The sequence below is a fragment of the Streptomyces sp. SP18BB07 genome, assembly GCF_036322545.1.
GTDB lineage: Bacteria > Actinomycetota > Actinomycetes > Streptomycetales > Streptomycetaceae > Streptomyces > Streptomyces deccanensis.
Genome location: NZ_JAQYWT010000316.1, coordinates 101,968 through 117,004 on the forward strand (window position 1 = coordinate 101,968; position 15,037 = coordinate 117,004).

9 protein-coding genes are annotated in these 15,037 nt (G+C 70.2%); 8 read left to right on the forward strand and 1 reads right to left on the reverse strand.

The features are described from left to right. Positions 1 to 288: 288 nt before the first annotated feature. The 6 genes from PUR53_RS21425 (at position 289) to PUR53_RS21450 (ending at position 9,704) form a co-directional block, all read left to right on the forward strand. Positions 289 to 1,980, forward strand: coding sequence for an extracellular solute-binding protein (locus PUR53_RS21425; protein WP_329898887.1), 1,692 nt, complete (start codon positions 289 to 291; stop codon positions 1,978 to 1,980). Between the two features lie 27 nt (positions 1,981 to 2,007). After that, positions 2,008 to 3,042, forward strand: a complete 1,035-nt coding sequence (locus tag PUR53_RS21430) for an ABC transporter permease (protein ID WP_329909317.1) — start codon at positions 2,008 to 2,010, stop codon at positions 3,040 to 3,042. Then, a complete protein-coding gene (locus tag PUR53_RS21435; protein ID WP_329898889.1) occupies positions 3,039 to 4,001 on the forward strand; it encodes a carbohydrate ABC transporter permease in 963 nt (320 codons plus the stop codon). Before PUR53_RS21430 ends, PUR53_RS21435 begins: the two co-directional genes overlap by 4 nt. A gap of 562 nt (positions 4,002 to 4,563) precedes the next feature. Beyond that, entirely contained in the window at positions 4,564 to 6,807 is a 2,244-nt protein-coding gene (locus PUR53_RS21440; protein ID WP_329909318.1) for a 1,4-beta-glucanase, read from the forward strand. Then, a complete protein-coding gene (locus PUR53_RS21445) occupies positions 6,807 to 8,807 on the forward strand; it encodes a beta-galactosidase (RefSeq protein ID WP_329909320.1) in 2,001 nt (666 codons plus the stop codon). The genes PUR53_RS21440 and PUR53_RS21445 overlap by 1 nt, the downstream gene beginning before the upstream one ends. 171 nt (positions 8,808 to 8,978) lie before the next feature. Beyond that, positions 8,979 to 9,704 carry a glycoside hydrolase family 12 protein gene (locus PUR53_RS21450; RefSeq protein ID WP_329909322.1) on the forward strand — a complete coding sequence of 242 codons (726 nt, stop codon included), beginning with the start codon at positions 8,979 to 8,981 and terminating at the stop codon, positions 9,702 to 9,704. A gap of 83 nt (positions 9,705 to 9,787) precedes the next feature. Here the strand turns inward: PUR53_RS21450 and PUR53_RS21455 are convergent, their stop codons facing one another. After that, positions 9,788 to 12,247 (reverse strand): glycoside hydrolase family 36 protein, encoded by a 2,460-nt coding sequence (locus tag PUR53_RS21455; protein WP_329909323.1) that lies wholly within the window; start codon positions 12,245 to 12,247, stop codon positions 9,788 to 9,790. A 310-nt stretch (positions 12,248 to 12,557) separates the two neighbouring features. Between PUR53_RS21455 and PUR53_RS21460 the strand changes: the two genes are divergently transcribed. Continuing rightward, positions 12,558 to 13,595 carry a LacI family DNA-binding transcriptional regulator gene (locus PUR53_RS21460; protein WP_329909324.1) on the forward strand — a complete coding sequence of 346 codons (1,038 nt, stop codon included), beginning with the start codon at positions 12,558 to 12,560 and terminating at the stop codon, positions 13,593 to 13,595. A gap of 112 nt (positions 13,596 to 13,707) precedes the next feature. After that, on the forward strand, positions 13,708 to 15,036 hold the full coding sequence (locus PUR53_RS21465; RefSeq protein ID WP_329909326.1) for an ABC transporter substrate-binding protein: 1,329 nt from the start codon (positions 13,708 to 13,710) through the stop codon (positions 15,034 to 15,036). Position 15,037: the final 1 nt, after the last annotated feature.

The following is a 15,037-nucleotide window of genomic DNA, read 5'->3' on the forward strand; positions in this document are numbered from 1 at the left end:
ATCCGTTTCCTCACCGTCATACAGGCCGGGATACCGAAGGTCGGAGGGCGCTGTTCCGGTCGTCCACACCGCTGAGGAATCTAGGAATCGACCCTTGTGCACCCCCGGTCGTTCACTTAACCTCGCAGCAACATCGAAGCGCTTCGACTGTGGAGGGAAACGCTTCGCGTGCTCACCTCCCTCCGCCGCTCGAGGGTTCACCCGCTTCAGCACAGCCAGATCCACTCAGACACCGCAGCCGACGGCCACCGCCGGGTGTCCTGGTGTGCGCCATGAAGGGTTGACGCAATGACGCCGAACTCCGCCACCTCCGCCGCGCCCAGCCGGAGAAGCTTCCTCGCCTCCACGGCGGTCGTCACCGCCGCAGTGGCGGGGGGCGTGCCGCTGCTGTCCGCCTGCGGCGGCTCGGACAGCGGCTCGCGTGAGGGCACCACGTCGGGCAAGGACGCCAAGAAGATCATTCCGACGTACGTGGCCAGCGACGTGGTGAAGCCGGACCTGCCGTCCAAAAACGGTTCGTCGATGGGCTTCACCACCAAGCTCGACGGCTCCGCCCTCAAGACCTCGGTCGCGAAGAAGCTCGGCAAGGGTGGCGAGCTCACCATCATGTCGCCGTTCTGGGGCTCGCCGCCGAAGGGCGACAACGCCTACTACACGGCGATGAACGACCTGATCGGCGTCGACGTCCGGTGGCGCAACCAGGACGGCAACACCTACGACCAGAAGCTCGGCGCGGTCCTCGCCTCCAGCGACGTCCCGGACGTGGTCGTCGTCCCCGGCTGGAACATGATGGGCAAGATACCCAGCGCCATCGTCGGCAAGTTCGCGGACCTCGGCCCGTACCTGTCCGGGGACAAGGTCAAGGAGTACCCGAACCTCGCGGCGATCCCCAGCGGCGCCTGGCAACGTTCCATCTTCGGCGGCAAGTTGATGGGCCTGCCCATGCCGGCCTCGTCCGTGCAGAACATCATTCCCCTCTACCGTCAGGACATCTTCGACGAGGAGGGCTACGAGGTCCCGACCTCCTCGGACGACTTCCTGGCCCTGTGCAAGGACATCACCAACGCCCGGGCCAAGCGGTGGGCGTGCGGTGACATGAAGTGGACCGCCATGAACAACTTCGGCGTACTCCCGGGAGGCGAGAAGCCGCTCTGGTGGAACCTGGTCGACGGCAAGCTGATCAACCGCATCGAGACCCAGGAGTACCTGGAAGCCATCGAGTGGACGCGCAAACTGTTCGCCGCCGAAGTCGTCCACCCCGACTTCAAGCTGGGCAAGAGCCAGGCGAGCGACCCCGCCCCCAAGTTCGCCGCCGGTGAGTTCCTGATCTGGGAGAACAACATCGTCCACTGGTACGGCCAGCAGGCCTCCCAGGCCACCCAGAACCCCGACTTCAAGATCTGGGGCATGGACATCTGGGGCCACGACGGCGGTGACCCGACGCTGTACGCCGCCAACCCGGCCGGCATCTTCGCCTTCATCAGCAAGAAAGCCTCCGAGTCCGTCATCCGCGACGCCCTGGCGGTCGCCAACGTCACCGCGGCGCCCTACGGCACCAAGGAGTGGATGATGACCAACTACGGGGTCGAGGGCACGCACTACACCATCAAGGACGGCATCCCGGTCAAGAACGACCGGGGCAACAACGAGGTCCTCAACGCCTACGTCATGGTGGCGAGCCCCGCCCCGACCACCGCCCACCCCGACCTGCCGGACTACACCAAGGCCATGGTCGAGTGGGAGCAGCGGATGGGCGCCCGCACCAAGAAGACCTCCTTCTGGGGCCTGCAGATCACCGAGCCCTCCCGTTACACCAACCTCGTCAACGACTTCGAGCAGCTCGAGGACGACATCATCCGCGGGCGCAAGAAGATCAGCGACATGCAGCAGGCCGTCTCCGACTGGAAGAGCAAGGGCGGCGACAAGCTGCGCGACTGGTACAAGAAGCTCCTCGACGAGAACGGCTCGGCGGCGAGCTGACCGGGCTCTGAGGCAAGGAGAGCGGCTGTGTCCCACAGCACGGTGCCCCGGAGCAGAGCCGAGGCCGCCACGCCGGAGAGGTCCCCCGTCACCTCGGACGGCGCCACCAGGTCCTCGGGGAAACCCCCGTCGGAGAAGCTGAGCCTCAGGCTCAGGTTCCGCCGCGACCGCGTCCTGCTCCTGATGACGCTGCCGGCCGTCGTGCTGGTACTCGTCTTCAACTACCTGCCGATCCTCGGCAACGTCGTGGCCTTCCAGGACTACGACCCCTACATCAGCGACAACGGCATCGTCGCCATGCTGAACAGCCCCTTCGTGGGCCTGGACAACTTCCAGCGGATCTTCGAGGACTCGGCGTTCTGGAACGCCGTCGAGAACACGCTGGTGCTGTTCGTGGTCCAACTGGTGCTGTTCTTCCCGGTCCCGATCCTGCTCGCGCTGCTCATCAACAGCGTGGTCCGGCCGAGGGTGCGGGCCGTCGCGCAGGCCGTGCTCTACCTGCCGCACTTCTTCTCCTGGGTGCTGGTCGTCGCCGTCTTCCAGCAGATGTTCGGCGGCGCGGGGATGCTCTCCCAACTGCTCAGGCAGAACGGGTACGACGGCCTCGACATCATGACCAACCCGGACACCTTCGCCTTCCTGATCACCGCGCAGAGCGTGTGGAAGGACGCCGGGTGGGGGATCATCGTCTTCCTCGCCGCGCTGGCCTCGGTACCCACGGACCATTACGAGGCCGCGGCGATGGACGGCGCCGGGCGCTGGCGCCGCATGTGGCACGTCACCCTCCCCGCCCTGCGTCCGGTGATCGCCCTCCTCCTCGTGCTGCGCGTCGGCGACGCCCTGACCGTCGGGTTCGAACAGATCCTGTTGCAACGCGACGGTGTCGGGCCGGGCGCGGGCGAGGTCCTCGACACCTTCGTGTGGTGGAACGGTGTGCGCAACCAGGACTTCGGCTACGCGGCCGCGGCGGGTCTCGTCAAGGGCGTGGTCAGCATCGGCCTGGTCCTCGCCGCGAACAAGATCGCTCATCTCATGGGCGAGCAGGGGGTGTACAAGAAATGACCTCCGTCATGTGGGAGCCGCGCCAGGACACCGAGCCGGCCCATCAGGAGAAGGCCCCCCGCTGGTGGCAGGCTCCGCCCCGGCCGTCGTGGGAGGAGGAGCCCTCGAGAGCCGGCCTGGCGGGCAAGAGCATCGCCCTGTCGTTCGCCTGCCTGGCGGTCCTCTTCCCGCTGTGGATCGTGATCGTCACCAGCCTGTCGTCGCGCAAGACCATCGACGAGGCGGGTGGCCTGGTGATCGTGCCCAAGGGCATCACCTTCGTGGCCTACCAGGAACTCCTCAGCGGCGGCCAGGTCACCCGCGCCGCGGTCATCAGCATCGTCATCACGCTGGTCGGCACACTGTTCTCGATGACGGTGTCCGTCCTGTGCGCCTACGGGCTGTCCCGCACCGGATCCTTCGCCCACAGCTGGATCCTGATGACGCTGCTGGCGACCATGTTCTTCAGCGCGGGCCTCATCCCGACGTACCTGCTGGTGCAGTCCCTCGGCCTGATGGACACCTATCTCGCGCTGATCCTCCCGAGCGCGGTGAGCATCTTCAACATCCTGGTGCTGCGCGGGTTCTTCATGGGGATCTCGCAGGAACTTATCGACAGCGCGCGCATCGACGGCGCCGGGGACTTCCGGATCCTCTGGCAGATCGTCATGCCGCTGTCGCGGGCCGTTCTCGCGGTGATCACGCTGTTCTACGCCGTCGGGTACTGGAGTGCCTGGTTCAACGCGTCGATCTATCTGAACGAGCAGGAGATGATGCCGTTGCAGAACGTGATGATCCAGCTCGTGCAGAAGCAGGAGGCGCCGGTCGGGCTGAGCCAGGCCATCAAGACCGGTCAGCTGTCGGGGCTGGCCATCCAGATGGCGGTCATGGTCATGGCCCTGCTGCCGGTGGCCGTGCTCTCTCCCTTTGTCCAGAAGCACTTCAAGAAGGGGATGCTGACCGGAGCGGTCAAGGGGTGACCGGGGCGCCTATGGGGTCGGGGGGTTCGGTGCGTGGGCGGCTGCGGGTGCGTGGGGCTTCTAGCGCAGTTCCCCGCGCCCCTGAAAAAGCAGGGGCTGCGCCCCGTGCTTTTTCACCCCGAGAGCCGGCCGCAGGTATCAAGGGCCGCAGGTATTAGCGGCCGTAGGCATTGAGGGCCGCAGGCATTACGGGCCGCAGGCCTTCAAGACCGTCCGCCGAAGGCCAACTGGCCCAAGGTTCTCCGTCCCAAGGCCGTCCGTCCGAAGGTCGGTTGCCGGAAGGTCGGTTGTCCCGAGGCTGTCTGCTCGAAGGTCGTCCGTCCGAGGTCGTCCGTCCCGCGGTTCTCCGTATCCGTCCCCAGGCCGTCCACCCCCAGGCCGCCCAACCCAAGGTCGTCCGTCCCGAGGCCCTTCGCCCAGGGCCGTCCCCGAAGGGCCGTAGGCCCTTGAGGGGCGCGGGGAACTGCGCGAGACGCCCCACCGGGCCCGCAGTCGCCGTCGCACCCGTACCCCCGAGCTACAAGGCGCTCACCCTCCCCTCCCCGTACGAACGAGGTATGTCATGCGCACCCCCCACCCAAGCCGCCGCACCGTACTCACCGCGACCACGGCCACCGCAGCCCTCACCGCCCTCCCCGCACTCGGCGCCCCGGCCCACGCCACCGAGGCCACCGCAGCCGATGCCAGCCCCACCACCCGCACCCCCACGTACCGTTGGCGCAACGCGGTGATCGGCGGCACCGGATTCGTCACGGGCATCCTCTTCCACCCGGCGAGACCCGGTCTCGCCTACGCCCGCACAGACATCGGCGGCGCCTACCGCTGGGACGACCGCAAGGCCCGCTGGACCCCCCTGACCGACCACCTCGGCTGGGACGACTGGAACCTCCTCGGCGTGGAGGCCATCGCCCTCGACCCCGCCCACCCGAACCGCGTCTACCTCGCCCTCGGCACCTACGCCCAGCCCTGGGCCGGGAACGGCGCGATCCTCCGTTCCGACGACCGCGGCGCCACCTGGACCCGCAGCGACCTCACCGTGAAGCTCGGCGCCAACGAGGACGGCCGGGGCGCCGGCGAGCGTCTCCTCGTCGACCCGCGCGACAGCGACACCCTGTGGCTGGGCACCCGACACGACGGCCTGCTCAGGTCGACGGACCGGGGCGCCACCTGGGCGGCGGCGACCGGCTTCCCGGCGACGCCGAGCGGCACCGGGCAGGGCGTCACCCTCCTCGTCGCCGCGGGCCGCACCCTCTACGCCGGCTGGGGCGACGGCGACGGCACCTCCGCCACCAGGAACCTGTACCGCACGACCGACGGCACCACCTGGGAGGCCGTCCCCGGCCAGCCGACCGGCACTTCCGCCAAGGTCCCGATCCGCGCCGCGTACGACCGGCACACCCGCGAGCTGTACGTGACGTACGCCGACGCCCCCGGCCCCAACGGCCAGTCCGACGGCAGTGTGCACAAGCTCCGCACCACCACGGGCAGGTGGACCGTGGTGACCCCGGTGAAGCCCGGCGGCACCACGACCGACGGCGGCGCCGACAGCTTCGGCTACGGCGGCGTCGCCGTCGACGCCCGCCGCCCGGGCACGGTGGTCGTCTCCACCAACAACCGCTGGGCCGAGATCGACACCCTCTTCCGGTCCACCGACGGCGGCCGGACCTGGACCTCCCTCAAGGACTCCGCCGTCCTCGACGTGTCCGAGACCCCGTACCTCAAGTGGGGAGCCGACAAGCCCAAGTTCGGCTGGTGGATCCAGGCGCTCGCCCTCGACCCGTTCGACTCCGAGCACCTCGTCTACGGCACCGGCGCGACCCTCTACGGCACCCGCGACCTGAAGCGCTGGGCGCCGCAGGTCCGGGGGCTGGAGGAGACGTCCGTGCGCCAGCTGATCTCGCCTCCGACCGGGCAGGCGCATCTGCTGAGCGGCTCCGGTGACATCGGCACGATGTACCACGAACGCCTCACGGCGTCCCCGTGGCGCGGCATGGCGTCGAACCCCGTGTTCGGATCGGCGACGGGGCTGGCACAGGCCTCGACGAAGCCGTCGTACGTGGTCCGCACCGGCTGGGGCGACCACGGAAACGGGGCCTCCTCCCACGACGGGGGCCGTACCTGGGCGCCCTTCGCGGCCCAGCCCGCCATCGCCAAGGACGCACCCGGGCCGATCGCCACCAACGCCGACGGCAGCGTGCTGCTGTGGTCCTTCGTGCACTGGGACGGCACGAAGTACGCGGCCCACCGCTCCGCCGACAACGGGGCGACCTGGACCGAGATCCCCTCCTTCCCGAAGGGCGCCACACCGGTCGCCGACCCGGCCGACGCCACGCGCTTCTACGCCTACGACACCGACACGGGAACGCTGTACGCCAGCACGGACAGCGGTGTCACCTTCACGGCCCGGGCGACCGGACTGCCCAAGGGCGACAGCCAGTTCAAGCTGGTCGCGGCGCCCGGCCGCACCGGGGACCTGTGGCTGAGCGCGAAGACGAACGGGCTGTACCGGTCCACCGACGGCGGGGCCGACTTCTCGAAGATCGACAGCTGCTGGGCCTCGTACACCCTCGGCTTCGGCAAGGCCGCCGACGGCGCCGACTACCCGGCGATCTACCAGGTCGGCTCGACCGAGTCCATCACCGCCGTCCACCGCTCCGACGACGGCGCGAAGACCTGGACCCGTATCAACGACGACGCCCACCAGTGGGGCTGGACCGGCGAGGTCATCGTGGGTGACCCGCGCGTGTACGGCCGCGTCTACCTGGCGACGAACGGGCGCGGCATCCAGTACGGGGACCCGGTCTGATGGCCGGTCCCGCCCGGCCGAGCCTGGCCGACGCCACCCGTGGCCGGATCCTCTTCGGCGGCGACTACAACCCCGAACAGTGGCCCGAGGAGGTGTGGCACGAGGACGTACGCCTCATGAAGGAGGCCGGCGTCAACACCGTCACCCTCGGGGTCTTCTCCTGGGCGAAGCTCGAACCCCGGCCCGGAGCACGGGAGTTCGGCTGGCTGGACCGGCTGATGGACCTCATGCACGAGCACGGCATCGGGGTCGTCCTCGCCACGCCCACCTCCTCCCCACCGCCGTGGATGGGGCGCCTCCACCCCGAGACCCTGCCGCGCGACGAGAACGGCCAGATCGAGTGGTGGGGCTCCCGCCAGCACTTCTCGCACTCCAGCGAGACCTATCGCCGGTACGCCGCCGCCATCACCGAGGACCTCGCCGCCCGCTACGGCGACCACCCGGCCCTCACGATGTGGCACATCAACAACGAGTACTGCACCTACGACTGGGGCGACGAGGCGGCGCGGACCTTCCGGGCGTGGCTCCAGCGGAAGTACGGGACCCTCGACACGCTCAACGAGGCCTGGGGCACGGCCTTCTGGAGCCAGGGCTACGACGGCTGGCACGAGATCCTCCCGCCGCGCCGCGCCCACTACCTGAAGAACCCGAGCCATGTGCTCGACTTCAAACGCTTCACGAGCGACATGCTCCTGGAGTGCTACGTCATGGAGCGCGACATCGTCCGCCGGCACACCCCGCACGTGCCGGTGACCACCAACTTCATGCCGATGTGGGTGGGCCAGGACGCGTGGCGGTGGGCCGAGCAGGAGGACGTCGTCTCGGTCGACCTCTACCCGGACCCGCGTGACCCGCTCGGCGCGCAGCACGGCGCCCTGGTCCAGGACATGACCCGCTCCCAGGCGGGCGGCGGCCCGTGGATGCTGATGGAGCAGGCCGCCGGACCGGTCAACTGGCGTGGCGTCAACCACCCCAAACCCCGGGGGCTCAACCGGCTGTGGTCCTTCCAGGCCGTCGCCCGGGGCGCGGACGCCGTCTGCTACTTCCAGTGGCGGCAGTCCCGGCAGGGCGCGGAGAAGTTCCACTCCGGCATGGTCGGTCACGCGGGCGAGCACGGTCGCACCTACCAGGAGGTGAGGCGGCTCGGCCGGGAACTGGCCGCCCTCGGCCATGAACTGGCGGGTCGTCACATCGAAGCCGACATCGCGGTGCTGTTCGACTGGAACTCCTGGTGGGCCAGCGCCCAGGACGGCCGACTGTCGTCCGAGGTCGATCTTCCCGAGGTCGTACGGTCCTGGCACCGCGCCCTCTGGGAGGCGAACCTCACCACGGCCTTCGCGCACCCCGAGCACGATCTCTCCCCCCACCGGCTCGTCGTCGTACCGCAGCTCTACCTCCTCACGGACGCGGCTATCGACAACCTCCTCGCGTGCGTGCGGGGCGGCGGCACCCTCGTCAGCGGCTTCATGACCGGCGTCGCCGACGAGGACGACCGGATACGCCCCGGCGGCATGGACGCCCGGCTCCGCGACCTCTTCGGCATCCGCACCCTGCACGAGTGGTGGCCCCTGGACGCGGGGGAGGAGGTCGAGTGCGACGGCCCCCGGGGCGTCTTCCGGGGGACCCTGTGGTCCGAGGAGATCGAGACGGCGGACGCGGACGAGGTCGTCCCCTACAAGGGCGGCGAACTCGACGGCCTCCCGGCGGTGTTGCGGAAGGGGCGGGCCTGGTACGTCTCCACGCTGCCCGAACCGGCCGAACTGCGGGCCCTGTTGAGTCGGGTCGCGGCCGACGCCGGGGTGCGGCCGGTCCTGGACGGACTGCCCGGCGGGGTCGAGGCGGTACGGAGAGGCGATGTGCTGTTCGTGCTCAACCACGGCCGCGAGGAGGTCACCGTCGACGTGCCCGACACCCATCGCGACCTGCTGACGGGGGCGACCGTCACCGGATCGCTGTCGCTCGGCCGGTACGGCGTGGCCGTACTGAAGCCGTCACCATGACTTCCCCCGGCGCCGGGCCCTTCGCAGCGGTCGGACGAACGATCGGACGAGCGGTCGGGCGAACGTCCGCGGCGATCGGCCTCGGCGCCGGAGAAGACCGCGTCCTCCCCACGAGGCCGCGGTAGCTCCCCACCCCGCACTTCCCCCCACCCATGGAAGGAACCGACACCCATGGCAACACGCACCCGCACCCGCACCCTGGGCCGGATCGGCAAGGCCCTGCTCGCCCCCGCGCTCGCGCTCGGCGCCACGATCGGGCTCGCCTCCGCCCCCGCCTCGGCCGCCGTCTGGAACTCCTGCGACCAGTGGGGCAACACCAGCCTGAACGGCTACACGCTCTACAACAACATCTGGGGCTCCGGCGCCGGCAGCCAGTGCATCTGGGCCAACTCCGGTACGAACTGGGGAGTCTGGGCCAACCACCCCAACACCGGCGGCATCAAGTCGTACCCCAACTCCAAGAAGGTGATCAACAAGACGATCACCTCGCTCGGCTCGCTCAACAGCAGCTACAACGTCACCGTCCCGTCCTCGGGCGCGTACAACACCTCGTACGACATCTGGGACACGGACTACGACTACGAGATCATGCTCTGGGTCAACTACAACGGGGCCGTCGGTCCGCTCGGCACCGCACAGGGCAATGTGACGCTCGGCGGTCACACCTGGAGCGTCTACAAGGGCAGCAACGGCGCCAACGAGGTCTTCTCGTTCCTGCGCACCTCGGACTCGAACTCCGGCACGGTCCAGATCCTCCCCATCCTCAAGTGGATCAAGGACACCAAGGGCTGGATGGGCAACGAGACCATCGGTGACGTGCAGTTCGGCTTCGAGGTGACCTCGTCCTCCGGGGGCCTGGACTTCACCACCAACAACCTGACGGTCAGCAGCAGTTGACCTGCGGCGGCCGGTGAGCCGTAGCCGGCCCACGTACGAGTCCGAGCCGGTGCCGCCCCCACGCGGTGCCGGCTCGGATCGTGTTAGGCCTCGGTCACGTCCTGCGGGGTCAGACGGATCAGCAGCACACCGGGGGAGCGTGGCACCGACACCCGCAGTTCGCCGGTGGTGGGGTCCCAGGACGCCGCCGAGTCCGCGCGCGCGGCGGACGGGTGCAGGATCTCCGTGCGCACGGGGACGCCCGAGGCCGCCAAGTGCCGTATGGGGAGCCGCACTTCGGACGCGCCGCCCCGCCGCCACACCGACACGTACGTCGGCCCCTGCCCGTCCGGGGCCCGCAGCCCCAGGGCCGACCACTCGTCCGTCCAGCCCGGCAGGCCGAGGGGCCAGAACGGCACGGACCGCGCCAGATTGCCGCGGATCGACTTGTACGTGCCCACCGCCTCGCGTACGAGGGCGAGTTGACGATCCGTCATGCGGTCCAAGTGTCCCGAAAGGTGGATACGGCCGAGAAGGGCGCCGCCGAGGGTGAAGGCGATCAGGTCGTCCTCGTACTCGGGCTGCGGGTAGGCCCAGACGGCGCCCTGTTCCGGGGGGACCGCCGTGGGCGCGGCGGCGGCGATCGGGGGGTAGCGGAGGGGGTCCTGCTGGTCGCTGGTGGACTGGAGCTGGGCCACGGCCAGGGTGGCGCCGTCCATGCGCATACCGCCGGAGGCGCAGTTCTCGACGACGAGGTGCGGGTAGCGGTCCAGGACGTCGGAGAGCCAGTCCAGGTACGCATGGGCGTGCCCCAGGAGGCCGGCGCCGGGGGAGAGGTCGCCCGGGGCGGTCGTACCGGGGTCGATCACGATGTTGTAGTCGAGCTTGAGGTAGCCCACGCCCCAGTCCCCGACGATCCGGTCCACCGTCTTGTCGAGGTGGGCACGGGCCGCCGGGTGGCGCAGGTCGAGCTGGTGACGACCCTGCTCGGCCAGCCGCACCCCGTCACGCTGGAAGAAGGCTTCCGGCGGCAGCTCCGCCGCGACCGCGCTGCGCACGCCGACGACCTCGGGCTCCAGCCAGAGCCCGGGAACCATGCCGCGCTCCCGAATCCGATCCAGCACGGCCCGGATCCCGCCGTCGGAGGGGGCGGCTGCTACGGCCTCGGAGTCGGATCCGTCCTCGGGCCCGGCGCCGGCTTCGGCTTCCGTTCCGGCCCCGCGTTCGGTATCGACCTCGGCTTCCGTTCCGGCCCCGGGTTCGGTGCCGGCTTCGGCTTCGGCCCAGGCCTCGGTTCCGGCCCAGGCTTCGGTTCCGGCCCAGGCTTCGGTTCCGATGCCAGCCTCGAGTTCGGTTCCGGTTCCGGGCCCGGTTCCGGCCTCGGCCGCCGTTCCCGCCCCGCCGCCTCCCCCGGACACGGCCCCGACCTCCGGCGCCGTCCCACCGCCCACGCCCCCCGGCGGGAACCGACGTGCCGACGGCAGCCATGCGCCGACGCCGTCCCACCAGCCGCCGTCCACCGTGTCGTCGTACCAGCCGGAGTCGATGCAGAAGTACTCCGCGCCCGCGTCCGCCGCCGCGTCGATCAGCGGCAGCAGCTTCGCCGTGGTCGGGTCGCCCATCAGGGTGTTCATGTAGTCGTTGAAGACTACGGGAAGCGTGTCGTGGTCGGGATGGGGGCGCCGGACGGCCCGGCGGTACGCGGTCAGCGCCGCCCACGCGTCGTCGAGCCCCGAGCCGCCCCCCGACCCGAGCGCGAGCGCCGCCGCCACGGTCGTGAACGTGTCGCCCGGCGCGAGCCGCATCCGCCACTGGTGCTCCGCATCCGTGGGCCCGTTGAGCGCGAGATACGTGCCGCGCGCGCGTTCCCCCAGGTCCCACCGCCACCCGGCAGGCGACTCCACCTGCCAGACCCAGGCCCGGCCCCGGCCGCCGCTCCCCTCCATGGGGACCGCGTCCCGGTCTCGGCCGCCTCCCCGCTCTGTGAGCGCCCCCATCGCCAGGTGCCCGTCGCTGGGCCAACTCCCGCGTCCGGTGAGGGCGAGCGCCGCCCGGCTGTCGTGCTGATGGGCGTCGACGCTGATGTCGGCGACCGTTGCCCGCAGCGGCTCGGCGTACCAACGGCACTCCGCGAGCCAGTCGTTGCGCGCCCGGTGCACGTCCAGGAGGTCGGGGGAGGGCAGCCCGCCGAGGAGAAGGCTGCTGACGGACTGCACGACGAGCGGCTCGGCCCCGTCGTTGCGCAGCCGCACCCGGGAGCGCAGGACGGCCACCCCGGCGGGCGAGGACAGCTCGACGAACGCGGTCAACCCGGTGGCGGGGTCGCGGAGTTCGACGGTCAGCCGCGCCCAGTCGCCCTCACCCGGGCCGTGATGCTCACAGTGCCCCCGGTACACGAGCCGCGCCCCGAACGCCGTCCCCGTGAACCGCGGCCCGGACCAGCCGCTGCCGTGCCCGAAGGCGGTCAACTCGACGAGCGGCAGCGCGGTCTCGGGATCCACGGTGTCACCGGAAGGCCCGAGCCGCACCAGCCGCAACGTCCCGTCCGAGGCCGTCGCGAACACGCTCTCGACTGCCGGATGCCCCCAGGTGAAGCTCGTGCCCGCACCGCCGGGCCCCGTCGACCCGCCTGTCCTGCCGCCCGCCGAACCCCCCGCCGCCCCGCCCGTAGCACCGCTTCCGTCGAAGTCGTTCGCACCCGAGTCCACGTCGCTTCCCCTCCCGAGCCGTTCCCAGCCGTTCCGTTCCGAGCCCTGCTGAGCTGTCCCCAGCCTCGCCCATCCGCCCGCCGCCGAAGGCGCCCGCGACCGCGCCCGCGTGAATCCATCGTTACGTTCTCTTGACGCCCGCTGTGTGACCGGTCACAATCCTGGCATGAATGTGACCGGTCACACAAGGCGCCCGGCGAGCATCCGGGACGTCGCGACCGCGGCCGGGGTCTCGTACCAGACGGTCTCGCGGGTGATCAACGACCACCCCAGCGTCAAGCCGTCCACGCGGGAACGCGTACTGGCGGCCATCGACGAGCTGGGCTTCCGGCGCAACGCCACCGCGCTCGCGCTGGCCAGCGGGCGCAGCCGGGCCGTGACCGTACTGACCGCGAACACCACGCACTACGGCTACGCCTCGATCCTCCAGGGCATCGAGGAGGCGGCGCGGGCGGCGTCGTACGCGGTCGGCATCGGTGTCCTCGAATCGGCGGACGAGACCGCGGTCGCCGCCGAGGTGCAGCGGGCGGCGGACGCGGGCGGCGGTCTCATCGTGATCGCCTACGATCCGGCCGGGGTCGCGGCCCTCGGTGCCGTGCCCGCCGAACTGCCGGTCGTGGGAGTGGTGGAGACGCCCGCGGCCCCGCCCGGCGGCGACCGCCCCTGGGTGTGGACCGACGACCGCGAGGCCGCCTACGCGGCGACCCGCCACCTCCTCTCACTCGGCCACGAGACCGTGCACTACGTCGCGATCCCGTCGAGCACCCGGCGGACCAGTGCCCGTACCAGCGGCTGGTTGCAGGCGCTCAAGGAGGCCGGTGCGCCCGAACCCCCTTCGGTACAGGGGAGTTGGGGCCCGGCGGGTGGTCACGCCGCCGGCCTGCGACTGGCCGGGGACCCGGCGGTCACCGCGATCCTCTGCGGCAACGACGACCTCGCGCTCGGTGTGCTGCGCGCGCTCCACGAGGCCGGACGGTCCGTGCCCGGGGAAGTCAGCGTCGCCGGTTTCGACGACGCTCCGCACTCGGCCTATCTGACCCCGTCCCTCACGACGGTGCGACTGGACTTCATCGGCCTCGGCCGGGCCGCGTTCGCCCTGCTGCACGGGGTCGTCGAGGAGTCCGCGCAGATCGCCCCGCACCCGGTCTCCGTACCCGAACTGGTGGTGCGGGAGAGCGCGGGACCACCGCCCGCCAGGCCCTGAACCCCGGCCGCCCTCCGCACAGTCCACGAACACGCCACCCGAACTCCCCGCACCAGCACAGCTGTTCCGCATCCTGCCCTGCCCTGAACCACCTGTTCTCGAAAGGCACGCGATGAAGACAAGAGCTCTCCCGACGCTGGCCCTCATATGTGCCCTCGGCCTGGCCGCCACCGCGTGCAGCGATCCCACGGCGGGGGCCTCCGGCGCGGACTCGGACACGAAGCGGACGGCCGTCGATCCCACCGCCCGGCTCGACGGCGTGAAGCTGACCATGTGGACCGCGCAGAACACGGTCACCGCGCCCCGCCAGGTCATCGACGCCTTCGAGAAGGCCACCGGCGCCGAGGTGGAGACCCAGGCCGTCCCGGACCCCTACGAGTCGAACGTGCCGACCAAGCTGGCCTCCGGCGACCGCCCCGACCTGATGTTCTGGCAGCCCTCCGTCTCCACGCTCCCCTTCATCCAGCCGCAGCAGAACCTGCTCACCCTCGACGGCGAGGAGTGGGTCTCCAAGCTCGGCGACACGGAGAAGTCGCTCGGGGTCATCGACGGCAAGCGGTACGCGGCCATCGTCACCAGCCCCGCCATGCTCGGCGTCTACTACAACAAGGACGTCTTCAGGAAGGCCGGCCTCGCGGAGAAGGACTTCCCGAAGTCGTACGACGAGCTGCTCGCCCTCGGCCACAAGGTCGTCGACGGCACCGACGCGGCCGCCTTCTACGAGGCCGGCGGCGACAAGTGGCCCCTGCAGTGGCAGATGCAGGTCCAGCTCACCGACCTCGACCAGCAGTGGTGGACGGATCTCAACGCCAACAAGGAGAAGTGGACCGACCCGGTCGTCGTCGGCGCGATCAAGAAGTACAAGGACAAGCTGCTCGACGCCGGGCTCGCCCAGAAGAACTACCGGACCGGGACCTTCACGGGTCAGGCCGACGCGCTGTGGAAGGGCGAGGCCGGCATGGTCCTCAACGTCACGTCCTTCCAGAGCCAGTTGCAGGCCAAGTACTCCACGAAGGAGATCGACGAGAGGATCGGCTGGTTCCCGGTCGCCAACTCGGCGGCCACCGGCCTGTACTCGCCCGACCAGACCAACGGTGTCGTCGCCTTCAAAACCGGTGACGAGAAGCGGCAGAACGCGGCCCGCCAGTTCCTCGCCTTCTGGCTCGGCCCCGACTACGCCGACTACATCAAGGCGATGAAGATCCCGTCCGTGCAGCCCTCGGTGCCCACTCCGGACGGCCTGCCGGAGGCTTCGAAAGCCCAGGTCGCGGCCCTGCCCACGGCCATCGGCGTCTTCCAGGCCAAGGCGATCGTCGCGCCCGACACCCACCTCTACCTCGCCGACATGCTCTTCGACAAGAAGAGCCCGCAGCAGGTCGCCCAGGCCATCCAGGACCAGTTCGCGCAGGTGGCCAAGGCCCAGGGCGCGCCCGGTTTCTAGC